18 protein-coding genes are annotated in these 25,063 nt (G+C 62.8%); 17 read left to right on the plus strand and 1 reads right to left on the minus strand.

The annotated features are described in order from the left end of the window. The first annotated feature begins 82 nt into the window (after positions 1-82). The 12 genes from EWM57_RS12670 (at position 83) to EWM57_RS12720 (ending at position 13,995) form a co-directional block, all read left to right on the plus strand. Positions 83-1,027 carry a polysaccharide biosynthesis/export family protein gene (locus EWM57_RS12670; protein ID WP_129921523.1) on the plus strand — a complete coding sequence of 315 codons (945 nt, stop codon included), beginning with the start codon at positions 83-85 and terminating at the stop codon, positions 1,025-1,027. A gap of 75 nt (positions 1,028-1,102) precedes the next feature. Next, positions 1,103-3,571, plus strand: a complete 2,469-nt coding sequence (locus EWM57_RS12675) for a GumC family protein (RefSeq protein ID WP_129921524.1) — start codon at positions 1,103-1,105, stop codon at positions 3,569-3,571. Between the two features lie 24 nt (positions 3,572-3,595). Further along, complete coding sequence (locus EWM57_RS12680; RefSeq protein WP_129921525.1) at positions 3,596-4,363, plus strand: tyrosine-protein phosphatase; 768 nt, start codon at positions 3,596-3,598, stop codon at positions 4,361-4,363. Positions 4,364-4,416: 53 nt separating this feature from the next. Continuing rightward, the gene (locus EWM57_RS12685; RefSeq protein ID WP_129921526.1) at positions 4,417-5,433 is read left to right on the plus strand and encodes an NAD-dependent epimerase/dehydratase family protein; all 1,017 of its coding nucleotides are present in this window, start codon (positions 4,417-4,419) and stop codon (positions 5,431-5,433) included. 90 nt (positions 5,434-5,523) lie between these two features. Then, positions 5,524-6,921 carry a tetratricopeptide repeat protein gene (locus tag EWM57_RS12690; RefSeq protein ID WP_129921527.1) on the plus strand — a complete coding sequence of 466 codons (1,398 nt, stop codon included), beginning with the start codon at positions 5,524-5,526 and terminating at the stop codon, positions 6,919-6,921. Between the two features lie 182 nt (positions 6,922-7,103). After that, entirely contained in the window at positions 7,104-7,934 is an 831-nt protein-coding gene (locus EWM57_RS12695) for a phosphosulfolactate synthase (protein ID WP_129921528.1), read from the plus strand. A 122-nt stretch (positions 7,935-8,056) separates the two neighbouring features. Continuing rightward, a complete protein-coding gene (locus EWM57_RS12700; RefSeq protein ID WP_129921529.1) occupies positions 8,057-8,797 on the plus strand; it encodes a T9SS type A sorting domain-containing protein in 741 nt (246 codons plus the stop codon). Between the two features lie 106 nt (positions 8,798-8,903). Next, entirely contained in the window at positions 8,904-10,364 is a 1,461-nt protein-coding gene (locus tag EWM57_RS21170) for a hypothetical protein (protein ID WP_165370505.1), read from the plus strand. A 25-nt stretch (positions 10,365-10,389) separates the two neighbouring features. After that, entirely contained in the window at positions 10,390-10,962 is a 573-nt protein-coding gene (locus EWM57_RS12705) for a GNAT family N-acetyltransferase (RefSeq protein WP_165370506.1), read from the plus strand. Positions 10,963-11,011: 49 nt separating this feature from the next. Next, positions 11,012-12,355, plus strand: coding sequence for a PQQ-dependent sugar dehydrogenase (locus EWM57_RS12710; protein WP_129921531.1), 1,344 nt, complete (start codon positions 11,012-11,014; stop codon positions 12,353-12,355). 119 nt (positions 12,356-12,474) lie between these two features. Then, positions 12,475-13,149 carry a DedA family protein gene (locus tag EWM57_RS12715; RefSeq protein ID WP_129921532.1) on the plus strand — a complete coding sequence of 225 codons (675 nt, stop codon included), beginning with the start codon at positions 12,475-12,477 and terminating at the stop codon, positions 13,147-13,149. A 99-nt stretch (positions 13,150-13,248) separates the two neighbouring features. Further along, on the plus strand, positions 13,249-13,995 hold the full coding sequence (locus tag EWM57_RS12720) for a shikimate dehydrogenase family protein (protein ID WP_129921533.1): 747 nt from the start codon (positions 13,249-13,251) through the stop codon (positions 13,993-13,995). A 35-nt stretch (positions 13,996-14,030) separates the two neighbouring features. Here EWM57_RS12720 and EWM57_RS12725 read toward each other — a convergent pair whose 3' ends face one another. Then, positions 14,031-16,604: an outer membrane beta-barrel family protein gene (locus EWM57_RS12725; protein WP_165370507.1), complete on the minus strand. Its 2,574-nt coding sequence runs from the start codon at positions 16,602-16,604 to the stop codon at positions 14,031-14,033. 714 nt (positions 16,605-17,318) lie between these two features. On the opposite strand from EWM57_RS12725, the gene EWM57_RS12730 reads away from it, so the two are divergent. The 5 genes from EWM57_RS12730 (at position 17,319) to EWM57_RS12750 (ending at position 25,061) form a co-directional block, all read left to right on the plus strand. Continuing rightward, positions 17,319-17,969, plus strand: coding sequence for an RNA polymerase sigma factor (locus EWM57_RS12730; protein ID WP_242510056.1), 651 nt, complete (start codon positions 17,319-17,321; stop codon positions 17,967-17,969). Further along, positions 17,950-19,551, plus strand: coding sequence for a hypothetical protein (locus EWM57_RS12735; protein ID WP_129921536.1), 1,602 nt, complete (start codon positions 17,950-17,952; stop codon positions 19,549-19,551). The genes EWM57_RS12730 and EWM57_RS12735 overlap by 20 nt, the downstream gene beginning before the upstream one ends. 383 nt (positions 19,552-19,934) lie before the next feature. Further along, complete coding sequence (uvrB, locus tag EWM57_RS12740) at positions 19,935-21,968, plus strand: excinuclease ABC subunit UvrB (protein WP_129921537.1); 2,034 nt, start codon at positions 19,935-19,937, stop codon at positions 21,966-21,968. 40 nt (positions 21,969-22,008) lie between these two features. Beyond that, positions 22,009-22,353, plus strand: a complete 345-nt coding sequence (locus tag EWM57_RS12745; protein ID WP_129921538.1) for a hypothetical protein — start codon at positions 22,009-22,011, stop codon at positions 22,351-22,353. Between the two features lie 155 nt (positions 22,354-22,508). Beyond that, a complete protein-coding gene (locus EWM57_RS12750; protein ID WP_129921539.1) occupies positions 22,509-25,061 on the plus strand; it encodes an excinuclease ABC subunit UvrA in 2,553 nt (850 codons plus the stop codon). Positions 25,062-25,063 lie beyond the last annotated feature (2 nt).

Below are 25,063 nucleotides of genomic sequence, written 5' to 3' on the forward strand. Positions count from 1 at the left end.
GTTTTTTAGAGGGAAATGGCTGGTTTTAAGCCGCTATTTCCCGAGGATTCTCCACATGACCCCCCCGGCTTTTCCAGCCTGCATGCAACAACCTGCTATTTCCCGCCTTCTGCGCCTCTGGCTGCTGTGTGTGCCGCTTGCGGTGCTGTTTTCGTCCTGCGCCTCGTCCCGCTACTACCGGCAAAGCATCATGTTTCAGACGCCCACGGGGCAAGGAGTTGATACGATGAAGCTGCGCGCGGCCGTCAACCGCACCGCCCGCAATTACCTGATTCAGCCCAACGACTACCTGCAGGTGCAGGTCTATACCAACAAAGGGGAGCGGATTCTGGACCCCAACGGGGAACTGCGCTTCGGCGCCCCGGGCATCGGCACTAATGGCGGCAGTAGCACCGGCACCAGCCGCATTTCCCAGGCCATGGGCGGGCAGGGCGGCCTCGGCGGCCAGCCCGCCCAAACCAACCAGCAGAATCTGGGCGCTAATGAGTTTCTGGTGCAAAGCAACGGCCGCGTGAAGCTGCCGATGGTGGACATGGTGAGCGTGGCAGGCCTCTCGCTGTTGCAGGCCGACAGTCTGCTCCAAGTACGCTACAGCGCTTACTATAAGGACGTGTTTGTGGCCACGCGGGTGACCAACAACCGGGTCTTCGTGCTGGGCTCCCCCGGGGGGCGCATCGTGACGCTGGCCAACGATAACATGAACCTGTTGGAAGTGCTGGCGGCCGTAGGCGGCCTCAACGGCGGCGTCAATGGTGGGATACAAAGTACCTCGCTTTCGGGCGGCCGCTCCTACAACATCCGCCTGATCCGGGGAGATTTGAAAAACCCGCAGGTGCAGATCATCGATTTGTCGACCATCGACGGCATGCGCCGGGCCAATCTGCAGGTGGAGCCCAACGATGTGGTCTATATCGAGCCCATCAATCGGCCCTTCTTCCAGGCCCTGACCGATGCCGGCGCCGTATTTGGCCTGATTGGTGGTCTGACGAGTCTGCTGACGACCTATCTGTTGATCTCGAAACTTTAATTATTCGCTTAAGATTAGGTATCGGAGCCGTAGCTCAAGGCGCTACGTTCTGAAAACTAACTTGCTAACGACCGAATGGCAGTAAACGAAAACGCTGAACTGGAGGACCTGATCCGCAACGCGGGCGGTGGAGACGTGGAAGCTGAAGGCGAAGACGACCCCGGATTCGATATTGCGACGCTGCTGCTGGTTGCCCGCCGGAGCCTGATCTGGATAGTTCTGCTCATCGCCCTGGGGCTGACGGCTTCCTGGCTGTTTTTGCGCTACACCAAGCCGGTCTACAAGTCCACTTCCCTGCTCAAGATTGACGAGAAGACCGAAGCCGGCGCCCTGGGCCTGGCCGGCCCGCTCGGCAAGGGCATTGAGGAGCAGCAAACCCTGAACAAGCTCTCGGGGGAAGTGGAGCTCATCAAATCCAACATCATCTACCGCCGCCTCAAGGATTCGCTGGATCTGGACGTGAACTACTACGTGGAGGGCACGGTGCTGGAAAACGAGCTCTACGGCACCTCTCCGTTTAAGGTAGAGTACAACATCAAGGACCCCGGCCTCTACAACACCAAGTTCAACCTCATCTTCACTGGGCCCCAGCGCATCCGCCTCAATTACCTCTACGGGGGTCAGGAGCAGAGCGGGGAGTACAGCCTGGGCCAGCCCATCGTGATTCCGGGCATGGAAATGCGGATTCTGGCCACGCCCTTGCTGAATGCCGAGGCCCAGGACAAAAAGTACCACTTCGTCATCAACGACGACGGCGGGCTGAATGCCTACCTGAGCAACAACCTGAGCGTGGAAATCGTGAATGCCGATGCCAACACGATTCAGATTGCCTTCACCGACTTCAACCCCGCCAAAGCCCAGGACATCGTCAACAAGATTGACACGGTGTACCTGCAGGAAAAGCTGGCCAAAAAGCAACAGGCCACGGCCCAGACCCTGCAGTTTCTGGAGCAGACCCTGGCCGAAAACCGCACCCAGCTGCAGAACGCGGAGGAGAACCTGCAGTCGTTTGTGCGCAACAACAAGACCTACGACGTGAAGGCCGACGTGGCCGCCATCAGCGAGAAGCTCGCCGAGCAGGAAGAGGAGCGGCTCAAGCTGACCGAAAAGGCCCGCCTGCTGGGCGAGGTAACCCGGCTCGTGGAGCAGGACCGCCTCGTGGCCAGCGAAGAAGCCACCCTGGAAGAAAGCATTCCGGGCCTGGCCACGCTGGAAGACTCGCCCCTGACCCAACAGCTCGAAGAGCTGAACCAACTGCAGCAGAACCTGCGGCGCATCCTGCGTTCCTACACGCCCGCTACCGAAGCTGTCAAGCAGCAGCAGTCGGCCATTACCTACCTCAAAAACAGCGTGCGCCGGCAGCTGCAGCAAAACCGCAAGCTGCTGCAGGACCAGATCAGCCGCATGAACCAGCTGCGGGCGCAGTTCAACTCCGACCTGCAGTCGTTGCCGCAGAAGGAAACCGAGCTAGCTCGCCTGAAGCGTCCCTTTGAGCTCTACGAGAAGACGTACCTCATGCTGATGGACAAAATCGTGGAATTCAACATGGCCAAGGCCGGCACCACGGCCGACTTCCAGATTCTGTCGCCGGCCAGCCGGCCCGGGGCACCTATTTCGCCCATCCGCATGATGGTGTACGCCATCGGCCTGGCTGCGGGCATCGTGCTGGGCTTGCTGCTGGTAGCGGTGCGCTTCTTCATGCACAACACCGTGACGAGCGTGCGGGAACTGGAGCGCGCCACTTCGGCCTCGGTGCTGGGCGTGATTCCGAACTACGACAAGGAAAAAATGTCCGTCTCGAAGCTGGTGGTGGACAAAAGCCCCAAGTCGGCTATTTCCGAGGCCATTCGTTCGATCCGGACCAACCTGGACTTTATCAGCTCATCGAAGAAGAAGCGGCTGATTTCGGTGACCTCCACCATTTCGGGGGAAGGCAAAACCTTCGTTACCGTGAACCTGGGCGGCATCATTGCCCTTTCGGGGCAGCGCGTGGTGATTCTGGACCTTGACATGCGCAAGCCCAAGGTGAACCTGGCCTTCAGCGCCGAAAACGTGAAGGGCGTCAGCACCATTCTCATCGAGAAGCATACCGTGCTCGAGTGCGTGCAGCACACCACCATCCCGACGCTGGACTTCATCTCGGCCGGCCCGACGCCGCCTAACCCGTCAGAGCTGATTCTGAATGCGAAGTTCGACGATATGCTCACCGAGCTCTACGAGCACTACGACGTGATTCTGATTGACACCCCGCCGGTAGGGCTGGTGACGGATGGCATTCTGATTATGCGCAAGGCCGATATTCCGCTGTATATCGTGCGGGCCAACTACTCGAAGAAAACCTTCCTCAAAAACATCAACAAGCTCATGCGGGCCAACAACTTCACCCGCCTGTGCGCCATCCTCAACGATGCCAACGCCAGCGGCGTGTACGGCTACGGCTACGGGTATGGCTACGGCTACGGCTACGGTTACGGCCAGGGCTACTACGAGGAAACCAAGCCGACGGGCAGCGCCCTGTCCCGCCTGCGCAAGCGGTTTACCTAACCTTTCGCCTTTCTTCCCTCTCGCGTGGCGTCATTCTTTCAGAAGCTTTTTGGCCGCTCGGCGCCGCCGGTCGTCGATGCCGCGGCCCTGGCCGGGCTCGGTGCCGACATGCATTCCCACCTGCTGCCCGGCCTCGACGACGGGGCCGAAACCGTGGAGCAGTCGGTGGAGCTGCTGCTGGCTTTGCAGGGGCTGGGTTACCGCAAGCTCATCATGACGCCCCACATTATGGGCGACTTTTACAAGAATACGCCCGCCGGTATTCGCGCGGCCCTGGCCCGTCTGCAGGAAGCGGCCACTGCCGCCGGAGTCACGGACATGACGCTCGAGTGCGCCGCCGAATATTACCTCGACGAGTGGTTTCAGCAGAAGCTCGACAGCGGGGAGCCCCTGCTCAGCTTCGGCGGCGACAAAAAGTACCTGCTCTTCGAGACGTCCTACATCAACGAGCCTTTCAACTTCCGCGAAACGGTTTTCAACCTGAAGTCGGCCGGTTACCAGCCCGTGCTGGCCCACCCGGAGCGCTACACCTACTTCTACGGCCGCTTCGAGGATATTGAGAAAGTGCGGGCGGAAGGCGTGCTGCTCCAGCTGAACCTGAATTCGCTGTGCGGCTACTACTCGGCCGGGGCCCGCAAAATTGCTGAGCGGCTGGTCGATGCGGGCCTTGTGGACATGGTGGGCACCGACACGCATAATCTCAAGCACACCGAAACCCTGCGCCACAAGGTGCTGCCTACCGAGTACCTGCGCAAAGTGCTGGCCCTGCCGCTGCTCAACAATAGCCTGTAGGCCCCGGCTTCACCTCCCGGCTTTCGTAACCGCGGACCCTTTTCGTTTACCTTATGATCTTCGTCACCGGCGGCAGCGGCCTGATTGGCAGTTTTCTGATTCCGGCGCTGCTGGCGCAGGGACACGCCGTGCGCGCCCTCTACCGCCAGCGGGTGCCGGCCATTTCGGGAGCCGAGCGGGTGGAGTGGGTGCAGGGCGACCTGCGCGACACGCTGGCCCTGCAGGCGGCCCTGGAAGGCGTGACCCACGTATTTCACTGCGCCGGATTGGTTTCGTACGCCCCCCAGGACGAAGACGCGCTGCTGCAAACCAACGTAGAGGGCACCGCGGCCGTCGTGGATGCCTGCCTGCAGCGGCCCGGTATCCGGCTGGGCTACGTGTCGTCGGTGGCGGCGCTGGGCAGCCCGGGAGCCGAGGCGGAGGCGCAGCCGGGGCCGCGCCGCGTGGATGAGGACGCCAAGTGGGACCTCGGCGCCGAGCATCCGGCCTATGCCACCTCCAAGTACTTGGCCGAGCTCGAAGTGTGGCGCGGCGTGACGGAAGGGCTGGCTGCGGTGATGGTCAACCCCTCGGTGGTGCTGGGCCCGGCCGACTGGACGCGCAGCAGCACCCGCCTGTTTCGCTACGCCTACCAGGAACACGCTTTTTACACGCCCGGAAGCCTTAACTTTGTGGACGTGCGCGACGTGGTGACGGCGCTGCTGCAGCTCACCTTCGACACTAGCATCAGCGGGGAGCGGTTTGTGCTCAACGCCGGCACCGTGCCTTTGCGCGAGTTTCTGGCTCAGGCCGCGGCCTGCTTCGGCAAAAAGCCCCCCACGGTGGCCGTACCCGACTGGGCGGCAGAAGTTATCTGGCGTCTGGAGCACGGCCGGTCCTTGCTCACGGGGGCCCGGCCACTCATCACCAAAGACACCGCCCGCGCCGGCCGCCGGGAGGTGGTGTACGGGGCCGAAAAAGTGCAGCAGACGCTGGGAATGCGCTTCCGGCCCCTAGCCGAAACAATTCAGTGGTGCTGCGCGGGGCTGCAGCCGAACTACCCCGGGTCCGGTGCGGTTGTTGTATCTTAGACCAGCAGCCGGCCCACCCGGCCCCTTTTGAGTTAATACCCGCACCGCCTGCCATCTTGGCGGCCTTGCGTCGATTGTAGCAGCATGAGAATGAACGAGAATTTTGAGGATCAGAACGAGGTGATGGACACGGTGCGCCGCTTTGAGCGCATGCTGGCCACCAACGAGCCGGTGTTTTTCGATCTGGCCGACTTCGAGAGTATCATTGACCACTATACCACCAATACCCAGTACGAACAGGCTCTGCAGGCGTGCGAGGCCGCTATTGCCCAGTATCCTTTCTCCACCGAGCTGCTCATCGACCGGTCGCAGGTGCTGGCCATGAAGGGCGAGTACGTGGCCGCGGCCCAGCAGATTGAGGACGTGGCCCTGCTCGACCCTGACAACCCCGACGTGGCCGTGACCCGCGGCATCATTGCCACCCAGAAAGGCGAGTTTGCCGAGGCTGTGGCTTTCTTCCAGCAGGCCGCCGAGCGTGCCCCCGACCGCGACGATATCTACTTCAACCTGGGCCTAGCTTACCAGAGCTGGCAGAAGTTTAAGAGTGCCGCCAAGTTTTACAAGCAGAGCCTGCGCCTGAACCCCGACAACGAAATTGCGGTCCAGGAGCTGCTGTACTGCCTGGAGGTGAGTGAGCGGCTGGAGAAGAACCTGGAGTTTTTCCGCCGCTTCACCGACGAGGACCCGTATTCGGTCATTGCCTGGTACAACCTGGGGCAGGCGTACTACCGCGCCGGGAAGCTCACGGAAGCCGAAGCGGCCTTCGAGTACGCCATCCTGATTGACGCCAAGTTTTACGACGCCCACGGCTTTCTGGCCAGCACCTACGTGAGCCAGGAAAAGTACCGCGAGGCCATCGACGAGTTTCACCTCAGCTACGAGCAGGGCGCGCCCACGGCCGAGGCCCTGTGCAACGTGGGGGAGTGCTACGAAAAGCTCGGCGAGTGGGACAACGCCCGCCGCAACTACCAGAAGTCCATCGACCTCGACCCGACCATGGATGAGGCCTGGTTTGGCATCGGGGTGGTGCTGAATGCGCAGGAGCACTGGTTTGAGGCCATTCACTTCTTCCGCAAGGCCACCGAGCTCTACGACGAAAGCCCCGAGTACTGGCTGGCCCTGGCCGCCGCCGAATACCAGCTGGGCAACGTCATTAGCGCAGTGGAAGCTTACGATAAGGCCACCCAGGTGGCGCCCGACAACAAGGACGCCTGGCTGAACTGGAGCATCATTCTCTACGAGCAGGGCAACTTCGATGGCGCCATCGACTTGATGACCAACGCCGTCGAAATTCAGCCCGGGGAAGCCGAGCTGCACTACCGCCTGTGCGCCTACCTGCTGGCCGCGGGCCGCTACCGCGAAGCCTACCAGAACCTGGAAAACGCCCTGGTGCTCGATTTCGACAAGCACCGCCTGCTGTTTGAGTACTTCCCCGAGCTGGAGTCGCAGCGCGCCCTGGCCCGCCTGATTGATCAGTACCGGAAGTAAGTCAAGCATTAAGTCAACATTGAAGGCTTGAAAACCGGCGTCACGGCCAGTTTTCAAGCCTTTTGGCTTTCCACGCATTTACAGAATTCGGGCGTACTTTTGCCGCTGGGCTGGCCGGGCCGAAACCTGTTTGCGGGTTTTGGGCTCTAAGTCCTACACCCTAAGTACCTAAGACCTCCAGAATGAATTACACCCTCAACAACCTCCCCGAACGCACCGCCAAACCCCGCGAGCAAGGCTACACGATGGTTATGGACAAGGGCCTGAGCGTCCGCGAAGTCGAAGACTTCCTGGAAGTGGGCGCCTCCTACACCGACATCGTCAAGCTAGGCTGGGCCACTTCCTTCGTGACGCCCAACCTGAAGCGCAAGCTGGAAGTGTACAAGGAAGCCGGCATTCCGGTGTACTTCGGCGGAACCCTGTTCGAGGCTTTCATCATCCGCAACCAGTTCGACGACTACCGTCGCCTGCTCGAGCAGTTCGGCATGGAGTACGCTGAGGTGTCGGACGGCTCCATCGACTTGGTGCACGACCGGAAGCTGGAGTACATCCGCACCCTGGCCCAGGACGTGCAGGTGCTCAGCGAGGTGGGCTCCAAGGATGCCGAGAAAATCATTCCGCCCTACAAGTGGATTTCGCAGATGAAGTCGGAGCTGGAAGCCGGGGCCGTGAAGGTGATTGGCGAAGCCCGCGAAGCTGGCAACGTGGGCTTGTTCCGCAGCACCGGCGAGGTTCGCTCGGGTCTGGTAGAGGAAATCCTGACCCAGGTGCCGGTGGAGAAAATTCTGTGGGAAGCCCCTCAGAAGTCCCAGCAGGTGTGGTTTATCAAGATGATGGGCGCCAACGTGAACCTGGGCAACATTGCGCCCAACGAAATTGTGAGCCTGGAAACCATCCGCCTGGGCCTGCGCGGCGACACGTTCACTCACTTCCTCGACATGGAGCAGGTTGACGAGATGTTCAAGCCCGAGGTCAAGACCGGCAAGCCCGGCACCTCCATGCCCCGGGGCTAAGCCCCCGGTTGCCCTCCGGAAAACGTGCGCGGGCCCGATCTGGCAACAGGTCGGGCCCGCTTTTTTCCAGGGCGGCTGTCGTATGTTTGCAACCCGGTATTCCCGCTTTTACTCTTACTGCCATGAAACACGTTGTACTGAGCCTCGGCCTGCTGCTGTCCGCCCTTACCGGGCGCGCCCAGGTGTCCAATACGTTCTACGGTGCCCTCACCGCCACCGACCCCACCATTACCGGCAACCGCCTCAACCGGGACGGCACCTCGGCCGTGTGCGGCACCAACAAAACCTACCCGGGCGTGCTCGCCAACTCGGCCGGCGTGCACTACGACACGTTCACGCTGACCAACCCCAGCACCACCACCTCGGCCTGCGCCACCATCACCCTGACGCCCCTGTGCTCGGAGGGTACTGCCGGCTACATCTTCGCCTCAGTGTACTCCACGGCCTTCGATAAAGCCAACCTGGCCACCAACTACCGTTCCGACATGGGCGCCAGCCCCACCATGTCGCCCTTGTCGATGGGCGTCACCATCTCGCCCCGGGAAGTGCTGGTCGTTGTGGTCAGCGGCGTGACGGCGGCTTCCACCTGCAGCTCCTACGGCCTGACCATTTCGGCGCCCGTAGCCCTGGGGGTGCGCGACAGCCGCGTGGCCGCTCCGGCGCTGGTGGCCTATCCTAACCCGGTGGAGGATGTGCTGCACTTGGCGGCGCCCAAGCCCGGTAGCTACACGCTCTACAGTGCCACGGGCGAAGTCGTGAAGCAGTTTAGCGGGGCCGAAGTGTCGTTGCGCGGCTTGGCCGGCGGCGTCTATATGCTCCAGCACGACGAAACCAAGGCGGCCACCCGCGTTGTGAAGCTCTAACTCCGCCGTTTCTCGGTACATTTTTTACCTGACGCCCTGCGCCCGATAGTTCTGTCGGGGCAGGGCGTCCGGCTTTTCTCCTTCGTTAGTTGTGCCCGCGCCGCGTATGGTTAAGCGAAATCTGGGGTTGCTGCTGCTCGTGTTTCTGCTGCTAGACACGGCTTATTCCTTCGTGCAGCACCTGAACCTGCGCCTCGATGGCGACCTGGCCGGCATTGTGGCGCCCCACGAAATCTACCGCCAGGTGCTGCACGACCCGTTGGGCTTGGGCGTGCTGCTCCGCGACGAAGTGTACAACGCCCCCAACCGATTTTTTGCCCACGCCACCCTCTGGGCCTACTTCCGGCGGATGCCGCTAGCCCTGCAAACGTTCTTGTCGCCCATCGACAGCGTGTATGCGGCCAGCGCCCTGCTCAAAACCCTAGTGCAGGTGGCCCTCATCGGGTTGCTGGCGGCCTACATCACCGGCGCGGGCCGGGTTTTCTCGTCCCGGTTTCTGGTGGCCGCCGTTCTGGTCGCGCCCCTGTTTCACGCTTCCGGCTACTACATGCAGCTGGGCATCATCGATAAGGCCGCCACCTACACCGTGTTCTACGCTTTGCCTATGGCGTTGCTGCTCGTGTACTTTCTGCCGTTTTACCGGGCGGCGCGGCAAGGCCGGGTGCCGCGGCCGGGCGTGGTGGGGGGGGCCTTGCTGCTGGTTCTGTCGGTGGTGCTGGCTCTGAATGGTCCGCTGGTAGGCCCCCTGACCCTGGTGATTTGCGCCGTGAGTGTAATTAGTCTGGCGGCCCGTCAGGGAAAGGGGCTGACAGCCGGCGCTTCCGGGGTGGCACGGGTAGTGGCGGGGCTGCGGCGGGTGTCGGCGGTGTACCTGAGCTTCTTTGGCTTTATCAGCTTGTGGTGCCTGTATTCATTCTACATTGGGCTCAACAATGAAGAAGGGATTCAGGGCGCTATTCCGCTGGCCGAACGCTACGCCCGGCTGCCCCTGGGCCTGTTTTACGAGCTCACCGTGAAGCTCGGCCTGCCGCTGCTGCTGCTGGCCATTGCCGGCAACGTGCTGCTGATTCGCCGGCGCGGGCTGACTGAGGCCGCCGGGCCACTGTTTTTCCGGTTGCGGTGGCTGGCAGTGGTGGCCGGACTGTATATCCTGTTGCTGCCTTTGGGTGGCTACCGCGCCTACCGGCCCTACATCATTCGCTACGACACGTTTCAGCCGGTGCTGCTGGCCGTGTTCTACGCCTTTGGGGCCACTGCCTACTTCTTGCTCGAAGCCCTGCCCGCCGAGCGCCGCCGGCCCTACGTGCTGGGGCTGGTGGCGCTGCTGACCTTCTTTACCCTGGCCGACAAGCCCACCTTCGGCGACAACGCCTGCGAACGGGCAGCCATGCTCGAAATTGCCCGCTCCCCGGACAAGGTCGTGGTGCTGCATGCGGATTGCACGCTGCTGCGCTGGGGACCCACTACCAGCACCTACGACTCCCAGGTGGCCGCCGAAATGTTGGCCCATTGGGGCATTACGAAGGAGAAAAAGCTGTTTTATCAGCCGGCAGCCCAGCCTTGGTAAGGCAGCCGCGGCGTACCTTGGGCTTATGCTTTCCCTACAACTGACTCCCTTTACCGAGCTGCGCACCCCGCGCCTGCTGCTGCGCGAACTGCGCGAAGCCGACGCGCCCACCCTGTTCATCATGCGCTCCGATGCGCGGTTCATCCGCTACCTCGACCGGGACCCCGACGCCTCCGTGGACGAAACGCTGGCCATCATCCGGCGCATTGCCCAAAACACTGCCGACAACGCGGGTATCACCTGGGCCATCGTGCGGCCCGACCGGCCCGACGAGCTGCTGGGTACGGTGGGCCTGTGGCGCATGATGCCCGAAAAGCACCGCGCCGAAATCGGTTACGGCCTGCACTCCGACCACTGGGGGCAGGGCCTGATGCACGAAGCCCTGGCGGCCGTGCTCGACTACGGCTTTCAGAGCCTGCACCTGCACAGCGTGGAAGCCAACGTGAATCCTTCGAATGCGGCCTCGATTCGGGCCCTGGAAAAGCAGGGTTTCGTGCGCGAAGCCCACTTCCGCGAGGACTACTACTTCCGGGGGCAGTTTCTGGATTCCGTCATTTATTCGCTGCTCACCCCGCTCCGCCCCGGTAGCCCGGCGTAACCCTGCCCGGCCGTAGCAGTAAGCAGAACCAGCTAACCTGTTCTGCTTTATGACAAAAATAACCTTTTACGTCGCCGCGCTGCTGGGCCTGGCGGCCTGTGGCGGACCAACAAAGGAAGAAAAGCGCGCGGCCCAGGCCGATACGCCCCCTGATACCGTGAACACGGCCGCCCAGGCCGTGGAGCTGCCCGCGCCGTATGCCACCAAGTCGGCTACCAAACGCAGCGAGGTAATCGGCTGGCCGGCCGGCAAGCGGCCCGTGGCCCCGGCGGGCTTCACCGTGACGGAGTACGCCGGCGACTTCGACAGCCCGCGCTGGCTCTACATTCTGCCCAACGGCGACGTGCTGGTGGCCGAATCCAACACCGTACCGAAGGACGCCAAGGAAAAAGCGGCCGCCGCCCTGGGCCTCGACAAGTCCCGGTCCTTGAAGTCGACCAGTGCCAACCGCATTACTTTGCTGCGCGACACCAACCACGACGGCCGGCCCGACGTGCGCAAAACCTTTCTGAGCGGGCTGAATCAGCCCCTGGGTATGCTGCTCATCGGCAACAACTTCTACGTGGGCAACACCGACGGGGTGATGCGCTACGCCTACACGCCCGGGGCCACCAGCATCAGTGGGACGGGCCAGAAAATCCTGACGCTGCCTGCTGGCGGCTACAACAACCACTGGACCCGCAACCTGCTGGCCAATGCCGACGGCTCCAAAATCTACATCAGCGTGGGCTCGGCGTCGAATGTGATGGAGCACGGCGCCGGGGAGGACGTGCGGCGGGCCAACATCCTGGAAATAAACCCCGACGGCTCGGGCGAGAAAATCTACGCCAGCGGCCTGCGCAACCCCGTGGGCATGGCGTGGGCGCCCGGCACCACCACGCTCTGGACGGCCGTGAATGAGCGCGACGAGCTGGGCGACGACCTGGTGCCCGACTACCTGACCAGCGTGCGGCCCGGCGGCTTCTACGGCTGGCCCTACTCGTATTTCGGCCAGCACGAAGACCCGCGCCGGAAGGGCGAAAAGCCCGAGCTGGTGCAAAAGGCGCTGGTGCCCGAGGTGCCGCTGGGGCCGCACACGGCCTCGCTGGGCCTGGCATTTTACGACCAGGCTGCTTTCCCGAGCCAGTACCGGGGCGGGGCCTTCATCGGGCAGCACGGCTCCTGGAACCGCACGCAGTTTACGGGCTACAAAGTGGTGTTCGTGCCCTTCCAGAACGGCAAGCCCAGTGGTCCACCCAAAGATTTCCTGACCGGCTTCCAGGTCGACAAGGCCAGCAACAAGGTGTACGGCCGCCCGGTGGGTGTCTTTGCCGCGCCCGACGGCAGCCTGCTCGTGGCCGACGACGCTGGCAACAAAGTGTGGCGGGTCAGCGCGACGCCCGCCAAAAGCTAGGTCTTACGGCCCGGCCCCGACTAAACATTATCCCGCAGGCTGCCACTTTCCCGGCAGCCTGTTTTCTTTGTGGGATATTTGCGTTGCCCTTCCCCGCCATTTTCTTTACCAATCCCTCAATGGAGCTTATCAAGCACTTTTTCGACCTCGTTCTACACCTCGACAAGACGCTCATTGATGTGGTGCATCAGTACGGCACGCTCACGTATCTGATTCTGTTCCTGATTATTTTCACCGAAACCGGCGTAGTCGTGTTTCCCTTTCTGCCCGGCGACTCCCTGCTGTTCGTGGCCGGCACGCTGGCGGCCCAGCAGGCCAACCCCAGCTCGCCCGAAACCCTGCTCAACTTCTGGTATCTGCTGCCGCTGCTGTTCATCGCCGCCTTTCTCGGCGACAACCTCAACTACTTTATCGGCGACTACCTCGGGCCGCGGGTGTTCCGCGAGGACTTCCGCTTCCTGAAGCGCAAGTACCTGGAGCAGACCCAGGCCTTCTATGCCAAGCACGGCGGCAAGACCATCATCATGGCGCGCTTCGTGCCCATCGTGCGCACGTTTGCGCCGTTTGTGGCCGGCGTGGGCACCATGAAGTACAGCTACTTTATCAGCTACAGCATCGCCGGGGCCCTGCTCTGGGTGATTTCGCTGACCACGTTGGGCTACCTGTTCGGCAACATTCCGGTGGTAAAAAACAACTTCACGCTGGTGATTTACCTCATCATTCTGGTGTCGGTGCTGCCGCCGGCCATCCAGTTTCTGAAAGCCAAGCTCAGCCGCAATCCTGCTGGCGCGTAACGCGGCCGATTGACTTCTTACCGAAAAAAAACCGCCTCGCTGCCGAGCAAGTGGGGCGGTTTTTTTGTTTTTTCGGGACGTTACCAGTTACGCCAGCATATGAGAGAATTCGGGCTTATCGGGCAGTCGCTCGGGCATTCCTTTTCGCAGACCTACTTCACCCAGAAGTTTCACAACCTCGGCATCGAGGACTGCCGCTACGACCTGTTTGAGCTGCCGACGATTACGCAGTTCGCCGACTTGCTGGCCCGCCTGCCGGAGCTGGCCGGGCTGAACGTGACGATTCCCTACAAGGAGCAGATCTGGCCTTTCCTGGATGACGTGGCGCCTTCCGCCGCCCGCGTGGGGGCCGTCAACGTGGTGGAATTTACCGCCGACGGCCGCCGGATCGGCCACAACACCGACTACATCGGCTTTCGGGAGTCGGTGCGCAGCTTTTACCCTACCCGGGGCGAGGCTGCCGGGGCCCTGGTGCTGGGCACGGGCGGCGCCTCGAAAGCCGTGGAAGCCGCCCTGCGCGAGCTGGACATCCGCTACTGGCTCGTGTCGCGCAACCCGCTGGGCCGGGGCCTGACCTACGACGACCTGACGCCCGGCATCCTGGCGGCCCACCCGCTGATTATCAACTGCACGCCGCTGGGCACGGCGCCCAACGTGCACGAGTGCCCCCCAATTCCGTACGCCTACCTCACGCCCGAGCACTACCTGTTCGACCTGATTTACAACCCCAGCGAAACCGAGTTTATGCAACGGGGCCGCGAGGCCGGCGCCCAGACCAAAAACGGCTTCGAAATGCTCTGCATTCAGGCCGAGGAAGCCTGGAAAATCTGGAATGAGGGCAACTAAAAAGGGGAGCTGCGGCTCCCCTTTTTTCTTCCGGATTATTGTCCCTGCTGGCCGCCGCCTTCACCCTGCTTGGCGTCGTCGTTGCGGATGCTGCGCTTGGGGCGCTGCGGCTGGGTCGAGACTTTGCCGAAGCGGTAGTTAAAGGCCAGCCGCACCCCGCGCATGTAGATGTAGTTGTTGCTGACCTGGCGGAACTGGTCGGTGTCGAGCGTGGACTTCAGGTTGCGGGTGGCGCGCAGGAAGTTGTCGGCGTTCAGGGTCAGGTCGGCCTTGTCCTTGAGCAGGTTCTGGCGCAGTCCCAGCGAGTAGAACGTCCAGGCCGCCTGGGTGCCCTGGAGCTGGATGCGCCGGGAGTTCAGGCCCCCGAAAAACTGCAGGCTCAGCCCTTTCTCAAATTTGTAGCCCGAGTTGACATTCAAGCTGTACATCATGCCCGAGTTGGTGATGGAGCCGGGCCGGCGCAGGTCTTGGGAAGGGCTTTTCAAGGACACGTAGTACACGTTCAGCGTGCCGCTCACGTCCCACTTGGGCACGGGCTTCACCGAGCCGAACACGCTCATGCCGTAAGTGGCGTTGCGGCCGATGTTGCGGAACGTCTGGTTGTTGACGCCCAGCGAATCGATAAAGCGGTAGTTTTCGATGGCGTTGCCGGTGCGCCGGGTGTAGGCCGACAGGTTCAGCACCGAGCCCTTAATGAACGTCGTGTAGTTGAGCTCGAAGCTGTGGGTTAGCTCGGGCTTCAGGTCGGGGTTGCCGTAGCTGATGTTGAGCGAGTCGGTGGCGTTGACGAACGGGTTGAGGTAGAAAATCTGCGGGCGCTGAATTCGGGTCGAGTAGGCCGCGCGCAGGCTCTGGCCGGGCTTTTTCGGGTTGCCGGGCTGGTAGCTCAAACTCACGTTGGGCAGCACCGAAGTGTAGCTCTGGTCCACGTTCGACTCCTGGCCCTGCCGGAAGCTGCCGTCGATGAGGGTTTGCTCCACCCGGGCACCGAGCTTGCTGCTCACTTTCTTGCTCAGGCTGAATCCGTAGGAGCCGTAGGCGGCCAGCACGTCCTGGTCGTAGCGAAAGTTGTTGGACCGGGCCGCGCTGCGCACCAGCTCCCCTTGGCCGGTTGGGTCGGTTTGCACGGTGTAGTCGCTGCTGACCCGGCGCAGGATAGCTTTGGCGCCGGTTTCGAGGGTGGCGGTTTCCGAAAACGGGTGCACGTAGTCGGTCTGCAGGGTCGTTTCCAGGTTTCTGGACAGATTCAGGCTTTGCTCCCGGTACTCCCGGGCCGCTTCCGCCCCGATTCCTTTGCCCGGGTATTGGTCGAGGCTGTAGTCCTGGTTGTTGCGGTTGCGGGTGTGCTGGGCCAGCACGCTCCACTCGCGGCGCTTCTGCTCGAAGGTGCGAGTGTAGGAGCCGCTCACGTCGTAGCTCTGGGTGCGGAACTTGCGCTCCGAGTCCCGGGTAAACTGCGAGGAAAAGGGCAGAATCAGGTTGTTGTACAGCTCATTGTCGCCGCTGTTGCGAAACAGGCTGCCCTGCACGGCCAGCGTCAGGCTGTGGTACTTGGCTGGGTCGTAGTCGAGGCCCAGGCGTCCGAAGCCGCCGCCGCCGATGGTGCGGCCCCTGCCGTACTGCTCGAGCGCCAGGCTTTCCTGGCCCTGCTCGTCTTTGAGGGAGCGGGTCAGGTTATTTTTGCCCGGGCTGTAAAAGGCGAAGCCGCTGGCCGAGCTGGTCAGCCCGACTTTGCCCTTGCGGTAGTTCAGCGCGGCGTTGCCGTTGGAACTGCGCGTGCCCGCGGCCAGCCCTACGCTGCCGTTGGTGCCCTGCAGGTTGTTTTTCTTGAGCGTGATGTTGATGATGCCGCCCGTGCCTTCCGCGTCGTACTTGGCCGAGGGCGTCGTAATCACCTCCACGCTCTTGATCTGGTCGGCTGGAATCTGCTTCATGGCGTCGGCTACGGAGCTGGCCACAATGCCCGAGGGCTTGTTATTGATGAGCACCCGCACGTTGGAAGTGCCGCGCAGCTCCACGTTGCCATCGGGATCCACGCTCACCAGGGGCACCTTGCGCAGCACATCGGCTGCCGTGCCGCCCGAGTTGGTGATGTCCTTCTCGGCGTTGTAAACAATCCGGTCGGGCTTGGTTTCGATAACGTCCCGCTCCCCGGTCACGGTTACCTCGCCCAGCTTCTGGGCCGTAGAGCTCAACTGCACCGTGCCCAGGTCGGTGGTGCCGTCAGTTACCGTGGCCGACTCAGTGCGGGTGGAGTAGCCCAGAAAGCTGATCTGCACGCGGTAGGTGCCCGCGGCCAGTCCTTTCAGCACAAAGCGGCCCTTTTCGTCGCACACGGTACCGTCGAGTGGGGTGGCGCCGGTGGCGGGCAGCAGGGCCACGGTGGCAAATTCCACGGGCTTTTTGGTGGCTGCATCCAGCACGAGGCCGGTGAGCCGGCCCGCTCCCCGGGGCGCGGTATTCAACTCTAGAGCCTTGGGAGCTGCGGGGACCGCCGTGGCCGGCTGTCCGGGACGGGCGGCCGAGCTGCCGGCGGGTGGGGTGGTTTGGGCCAGGGCCGGGGCAGCCAGCAGGCCACTGGAAAGGAACCAGGATAAATAGTATTTCATAGAAGGTAACGTGACTGCCGATGGAGGGATGAAAGAAGCCGGCAGGTGCTGATGACTCAGGGTCGGATAAGATGACGGGTAGGTTGCACGGCGCGAGAACAGGGCTGGCGGGAGCATTTTGGGGCTGCAGAGGGCGTGGCGCCCCCTTCCAGCCGCCCTGCGCCGGGCTGGGCTGGTAAATCGGCCGCAAAGCTACTGTGCAGCTTTTTAATGGCCTAATCCAATTTGAAATGTTCAGGGGCCAATTGCGGGCCGCGGGGAAGCCGGGCTGGTGCGGTAAGCCGGCGGCCCAATAGCGTGTAGCTATAAACAACGACAGCCAACCGAGGTCGGCTGGCTGTCGAAGGTGCAAGTAGATGTGCGAATGAGGGGGGGTAAGTACGCTAAAAAATTAATGATTTCTTAATTATAGAGCAGTAGTGCCTGCAAAATTATATTTTGGTAACTCGTTTAAAATAAAGCGGTTTCTGGCCGCCGCAGATTTTTTACCTCCGGAGTGCAACCCTGGCCGCCCCGGCAGTATCTTCCCTGTGTAGCCGGCTGGTAGCCGCCGCTTCGCCGATTTAGTTTATCCTACGCCCCGCATATGCAGTCATTTATTCTCCTCAGCTTTCAGCTTGCTCCCCGGAGCGCAGCTGCTCACGTTAACGCCGGCCGCGCGGGCCGGACCCGGTAATGGGGGCTTTATCCGCAGTTTTGGGTTCTTCGGGGGGCTTGCGCAGCTTGCTGCCGGATGGAATGTCGGCCGCCAAGTCCGCTTCCTCCACCTCCTCGTCTGCTGCTGTGCGCCACCTCACCCCGCCTTCCCAGCTCAGTGAGGCCGAGCTGATTGATGGCTGCCTGGCCGGCAGTCGTCTGATGCAAAAGGACCTCTACGACCGGTTTTCCGGCAAGATGATGGCCGTGTGCCTGCGCTACGCCCAAACGACTTTCGAAGCGGAGGACGTGCTGCAGGAAGGCTTCATTACGGTGTTCAACAATCTGCACAGCTTCCGCCGGGAGTGCCCGCTCGAGTTCTGGATCCGGCGCATCATGGTCAATGCGGCCCTGCGCCAGCACCGGCGCAACGCTCCGCTGGTGGCCGTGAGTGAGGGCGAATATCCCGAGGACCTGGCCGGGGAGGAATTTACGCTGTCTAATTACGCCTTTGAGGAAATGCTCAGCATGGTGCAGGACCTGGCGCCGCGCTACCGCATGGTGTTCAACCTGTTTGCCATCGAGGGCTACGGCCACAAGGAAATCGGGGAAATGATGGGCATCTCCGAGGGCACCAGCAAGTCCCAGTACTCCCGCGCCCGGGCCATTTTAAAGTCAAAACTGGAGCGCCTCGACGCCCACCGTCCCAATGCTACCTTCCGAAACTAAGCATACTCCCTCCGGGCAGCCCACCGGCGACCTGGAGCACCTGTTCCGACAGAAATTCGCGGAGGCCGAAGTCGCGCCCCGCGCTAATCTGTGGGAACAAATCGACCACAACCTGGTGGTCGGGCAAAACGAAACCTTCCGCCGCCGGCTGCTGGTCTACCGCTGGGTAGCCGCGGCCAGCGTGCTGCTGCTGGTTGGCTTCGGCAGCTGGTTTGGCCTGCGCTACGGCATCCTGTCCGGCGCGCCCGAGCTGGCGGCCCGTACGGCGGCTCCGGCCACCAACTCGGCTAGTCGTGCTGACGGGGCCACGCCGGCTGGCGCTTCCGAGCAGCTGGCGCTGGGTTTGAAAGCAACCGGGGCTTCGGCTGAAACGGCGGGCACTGCCCCGATTGGCTCCTCCGCCGCTGCCGGCTACAGCTCCGTGGCTGCTCAGGCAACGGGCACAACATCGGGCACCAACTCGGCCACCGCCAACGGCGCGGAGCTGACCAGCCCGGGCGCTTCTTTCCTGGATGCTGCCCTGCAGCCCGAGGCCGCCTATTCGGCGGTAGCCTACTCGGCTACGAATCAAACCATCGGCAGCAGCCGGTTCGCGTCGGCCGCGGAAAGCGCGGGGGATGCAAGCCACAATGCTTTGAATGGGCAAGGCATGGGCGTGAATGGCCTGCTGGCTCGCGCTGCTGCCCTGCAAGGGGGCGTGGGCTACGGTCGGCCCAGTTACCTGCCCCAAACGGCGCTGGCGGTATCTGCAACGGCTACGGCCAGCCTGAACGGGGATGAGGCCCAGGAGGAAACTCCGGCCCGGCCCCGGCGCTGGCGCCTGTTGGGCTCGTATGCGGCCTCCTCGTTCTCGCCTAATATCGACTTCTCCCGTCCGGGCAGCAGTGCCGTCATGGCCCGGGGTGTCAAGTCCCTGCAGCCATCCAGCTCGGAGGTGTACGCTATGGCGGCCGACGAATACCGTCGGGAGCTGCGCGCCGGCCTGAGCCAGCGCGTGGCCCTAACGGCCAGCTACGCCGCCGGCAAGCACTGGAGCCTAGCTACCGGCTTGGAAGTGGCCGAGCAGCGCGCTTCGTCCCGTACTTCCTACTACTTCCTGGATGGTAAGTCGGCCAGTGCGGACGTGGCCTGGCCCAGCGTTGATCCGAGTTTGAATCAGCCCCGGCAGCTGCCTTCCCACCGCACCGACTACCGCTACCGCACGGCCGGCATCCCGGTGAGTGCCCGCTACGGCCAGACCAAGACCGGCCTGTCGATGTACGCCAAGGTGGGCGCGGTGGTCAACGTGCTGCTGAACTCCCGCTCGGAGCTCGAAGGCTCGCCCGAAGCAACCCGGGAATACAGCCTCACCTCCAGCGACTCTCCTTACCGCCACCTGCAGATGGCCGTCCGCGGCGGGGCCGGCGCCCGCTACCAGCCCGCCCATGCCACCTGGAGCGTCGCCGTGGGTCCGACCGCCGAAACCGGCCTGACCACCCTCAATGCCGACCCTAACCAGTCTTTGACGCACCGCTCCCGCCCGTACTCGGTGGGTCTGGAAGCCAGCGTGGAGTTTGGCGCCAAGCCGGTGCTGGCCCCCTGAGCCTGTGGCCGGCCCATTATCCTTAAGGCACATGCATGATGAAAACAGTACTTTTTCTTCTGGCCGTCTGGTGCGTATTGGGGCTGTTGACGTTTCTGCAACCGGCCGATAAAACTCCCCTGGTCGGCCATGCGCCGCCAGTTGAGCTGCGGGCCCAACTACTGCCGGTAGCCGTGGCCGCGCAGCCCCGGCCCACGCCCCCAGCGGATTTGTCCACCAGGGTGCTGGATGTATTCTGAAAACCTCACGCTGCGGCAGAGTGCTTCGTTCTGCTGAAAAAACCCGTCGGCCCGGCCGGACGGGTTTTTTCTTTTCCCGGGAAACCTACCTTCGCCCATTGGAGTTATTCTTGGCTGTCTTAGCTCCCAACTTCCCTTTCCCGCATGGAGTACAAACTGACCTCTGAATTCAAGCCCACCGGCGACCAGCCCAAGGCCATTGCCCAGCTCGTGGCGGGCGTGGAAAGCGGGGAGCCGGCCCAGGTGCTGCTCGGCGCCACCGGCACCGGCAAAACCTTCACCGTCGCCAACGTGGTGGCCCAGACCGGCAAGCCCACGCTGGTGCTCTGCCACAACAAAACCCTGGCCGCCCAGCTCTACAGCGAGTTCAAGTCGTTTTTCCCGAACAACGCCGTCGAGTACTACATCAGCTACTACGACTACTACCAGCCCGAGGCCTACATTGCCAGCACCGACGTCTTCATTGAGAAGGACTTGGCCATCAACGAGGAAATCGAGAAGCTGCGCCTGCACTGCACGGCCACCCTGCTCAGCGGCCGCCGCGACATTATCGTGGTGGCCTCCGTGTCGTGCATCTACGGTATCGGCAACCCCGAGGAGTTCAGCAAAAACGTCATTTACCTGGCCCCGGGGCTGAAATACTCGCGCAACAACCTGCTCTACCAGTTCGTGCAGATCCTGTACTCGCGCACCGAGGTGGAGTTTACCCGCGGCACGTTTCGGGTGAAAGGCGACACGGTGGACCTGTTTCCGGCTTACGCCGACTTTGCCTACCGCATCTTCTTCTTCGGCGACGAAATCGAGGCCATTCACAAAATTGACCCCCAGAGCGGCAAGAAGCTTTCCGACGAGGACAGCGTGACGCTCTACCCGGCCAACCTGTTCGTGACCGGCAAGGACACGCTCAACCAGGCCATCAAGGAAATCCAGTTCGACATGGTGCAGCAGCACGCCTACTTCGAGAAGGAGGGGCGCGACTCCGAGGCCAAGCGCATCATGGAGCGCACCGAGTTTGACCTGGAAATGATTCGGGAGCTGGGCTACTGCTCAGGCATTGAGAACTACTCCCGTTACTTCGACGGCCGCCAGCCCGGGGGCCGCCCGTTCTGCCTGCTCGACTACTTCCCCGACGACTACCTGATGGTGGTCGACGAAAGCCACGCCACCATTCCGCAGGTGCGAGCCATGTGGGGCGGCGACCGGAGCCGCAAAACGGCCCTGGTGGAGTACGGCTTCCGCCTGCCCAGCGCCATGGACAACCGTCCGCTCACGTTCAACGAGTTCGAGAGCATGTACCGCCAGGCCATTTACGTCTCGGCCACGCCCTCCGACTACGAGCTGACCCAGGCCGCGGGCGTCATCATCGAGCAGATCATCCGCCCCACCGGCCTGCTCGACCCCGAAATCGACGTGCGGCCCAGCGTGAACCAGATTGACGACCTGCTCGACGAGGTGGACAACCGGGTGAAGATGGGCGACCGGGTGCTGGTGACGACGCTGACCAAGCGCATGGCCGAGGAGCTGCAGAAGTACATGGAGCGGCTCGGCATCAAGTCGCAGTACGTGCACTCCGACGTAAAGAGCCTTGACCGGGTGGAAATTCTGCGCCAGCTGCGCCTGGGCGTTATCGACGTGCTCATAGGCGTTAACCTGCTCCGCGAGGGCCTCGACCTGCCCGAGGTAAGTCTGGTCGCCATTCTCGACGCCGACAAGGAAGGATTCCTGCGCGACCAGCGCAGCCTGATTCAGACCATGGGCCGCGCTGCCCGCAATGAGAAGGGTAAAGTGATTATGTACGCCGACCGGATTACGGGTTCCATGCAGCGCGCCATCGACGAGACGAACCGCCGCCGGGCCGTGCAGATGGCTTATAACGAGGAACACGGCATTACGCCCCGCACCGTGCGCAAGTCCCACGACGAAATCAACGCCTCGACTTCCTTGTCCGACAAGCGCCGCATCGAGCCGGAAGCCTACGCCGGCCCGGAAGGCGACACGATGCTGCTGGCCGCCGAGCCCGTCATTTCGATGATGACCAAAACCGACCTGGAAAAGCTCATCAAGCAAACCGAGAAGCTGATGGAAGGCGCCGCCAAGGACCTCGACTTTTTGCAGGCCGCCAAGTACCGCGACGAGCTGGCCCAGCTCAAGCAGCTGGTCAAAACCAAACGCGACTAGCCCGGTATCCGGCCGGGTTTCGCTCTATGCATTTGCTCCCATGAAAAGATTGTTATTTGGCGTACTGCTGGCCCTGGTGGCAACCCTGGCGCACGCACAGCAGGGGCTGGTTGGCCCGTACCAGTACATGCACATCACGTATACGGCTACGGAAATTGCCTTTTTGCCGGCTTTCGATGGTAAGGAATCCATCAAGGTGGCGGATGTCCGGGAAGAAGGCAGCGACAAGCGCCGGGCCCCGCTCGAGTTGATGAGCAAGGTGCTGACCCAGGTTTCCAACGAAGGCTGGGACGTGGTCAGCGCCGTGCCCCTCACTTCTACCGCGGCGGGTACCGGCGGTTTCTCGGGGATGATTTACGTGCTGCGCAAACCCAGAATTCGCTAGAAGCTACGCTGCCGGCAATCGGCGCTATTACCATTCCAACAAGGTCTTTGGTCGGAAGCTGCCGGAACAACTGTTTGGGCAAACTGCCCGTTAGCAGGAACAACCTATAAATCCGCCTGATGACCGTCGGGCGGATTTTGCATTCCCTCTCCGCTATGGCCAAGCTCCCACCCCCGCCTTTGTCCGCCTCCCACGAATTCACCGGCTTTGTAAAAGTCCGCGGGGCCCGGGAGCACAACCTCAAAAACGTGGACCTCGATATCCCGCGGGATGCGCTGGTCGTGTTTACCGGCGTGTCGGGGTCGGGCAAGTCGTCGTTGGCCTTCGGCACGCTCTACGCCGAGGCCCAGCGCCGGTACCTGGAATCGGTGTCGCCCTACGCCCGGCGGCTGTTTCACCAGATGGCCGTGCCCGAAGTGGACCGCATCGACGGGCTGCCGCCGGCGGTGGCCTTGCAGCAGCAGCGCGGCACGCCCACTACTCGTTCGTCGGTGGGCTCGGTCACCACGCTGTCGAATCTGGTGCGGATGCTGTACTCGCGGGCCGGGCAGTACCCGCCGGGTCAGGGCATCGTGTACGCCGAAGGGTTTTCGCCCAATACGCCCGAGGGGGCTTGCCCCGGCTGCCACGGCCTGGGCCGCATTTACGAAGTCACGGAGCAGAGCATGGTACCCGACCCCTCGCTCACCATCCGGGAGCGGGCTATTGCCGCTTGGCCCCAGGCCTGGGGCGGCCAAAATCAGCGCGACATCCTCGTCACCCTCGGCTACGATGTGGACACGCCCTGGCAAAACCTGCCGCAGAAGGACCGGGACTGGATTCTGTTTACCGACGAACAGCCCGTGGTGCCGGTGTATCCGGGCTATTCGCCCCAGGAAACCCAGCGCGCCCTCAAGCGCCGGGAGCCGCCGAACTACATGGGCACCTTTACCGGCGTCAAGCGCCACGTGCTGCACACGTTTGCCAACACCAACAGTCCGCTGATGAAAAAGCGGGCCCTGCAGTACATGCTCAGCAGTGAGTGCCCCGTCTGCAACGGCAAGCGGCTGCGGCCCGAGTCGTTGGCCGTAAAGTTCGCCGGCGTCGACATTGCCGACCTCTCCCGCCTGCCCCTGCAGCGGGTAGCGGCCCTGCTGCAGCCCTACGCCGCCGGCCACAGCACCGGCAGCAAAAAGCAGGACGCGGCCCACCCCGAGCAGGCCGTGGTGGCCCAGCGCATTGCCGCCGACCTCTGCGCCCGCCTCGCCGTGCTGCTCGATTTGGGCCTGGGCTACTTGGCCCTGGAGCGGAGCACGCCCACGTTGTCGCCGGGGGAGTTGCAGCGCCTGCGCCTGGCCACCCAGCTGTACTCCAACCTGTTTGGCGTGGTCTACGTGCTCGATGAGCCTTCCGCCGGCCTGCACCCGGCCGATACCGAAGCCTTGCTGGCGGCCCTGGCCGAGTTGAAGCGGGCCGGTAATTCCCTGTTTGTAGTCGAGCACGACCTTGACGTGGTGCGCCAGGCCGACTGGCTCGTGGACGTGGGCCCGGCCGCCGGCGAAAAGGGTGGGGAAGTTCTTTACAGTGGTCCGCCCGCCGGCCTGGCCCGGGTGGCAGCTTCCCAGACCCGCCGCCATCTGTTTGATCTGGAACCCCTGCCGCCCCGCACCCCGCGCCCTCCCGCGGGCTGGCTGAAGCTGCAGGGTGTCACGCGCAACAACCTGCACGGGCTGGACGTGGAATTTCCGCTCGGCGTGTTCACCACTGTGACGGGCGTGTCGGGCTCGGGCAAATCGAGTCTGGTGAGTCAGGTGCTGGTGGAACTGGTGGCGGCTCAGCTGGGCCACGAGCTGCCCGCCGAGGACGAGGAAGGCGACCCGCTGGAGCGCAGCGTGCCCGTCACCTCCGGCGGCCGTATCGTGGGCGGCATGGATACCGTGAAGCGCCTGGTGCGCGTCGACCAGAAGCCCATCGGGCGCACGCCGCGCTCCAACATGGCTACCTACACCGGGCTGTTTGACCACGTGCGCAAGCTGTTTGCGGCCACGCCCGATGCCCGCAAGCGCCGCTACGACGCCGGGCGCTTTTCCTTCAACGTGGCCAAGGGGCGCTGCGAAACCTGCCAGGGCGAAGGCTTCGTGATGGTGGAGCTGCTGTTTTTGCCCAGCGTGTACTCACCCTGCCCCACCTGCCACGGAGCCCGCTACAATGCTAAGACCCTGGAGATTCAGTACCGCGGCAAGTCCATTGCCGACGTGCTGGGCCTGACCGTGGACGACGCCTGGGAGTTCTTTGCCGAGGAGCCCGTGGTGCAGCGTGCCCTGACGGTGCTGCGCGAAGTGGGGCTGGGCTACCTGCGGCTCGGGCAGCCCGCCACGGAGCTCAGCGGAGGGGAGGCCCAGCGCATCAAGCTGGCTACGGAGCTGCAACGGGCCCAGCGCGGCAATTCGCTCTACATTCTCGACGAGCCCACCACCGGCCTGCATCCTTCCGACGTGGAAAAGCTGCTGGCCCAGCTCGACGGGCTGGTGGAGGCCGGCAATACGGTGATTGTGGTGGAACACGACATGCGCGTGGTGGCCGGCTCCGACTGGGTGCTGGACATCGGGCCGGGAGCCGGGGAAGACGGCGGCCGGATTGTGGCCGCCGGGCCGCCTGCCGACGTGGCCCAGGCTGCGCAAAGCCGGACGGCCCCGTATCTGGCACGCTTCCTGGCCGGCGGGCAGTAAAG

It is taken from the genome of Hymenobacter persicinus (genome assembly GCF_004167665.1).
Classification (GTDB): Bacteria; Bacteroidota; Bacteroidia; order Cytophagales; family Hymenobacteraceae; genus Hymenobacter; species Hymenobacter persicinus.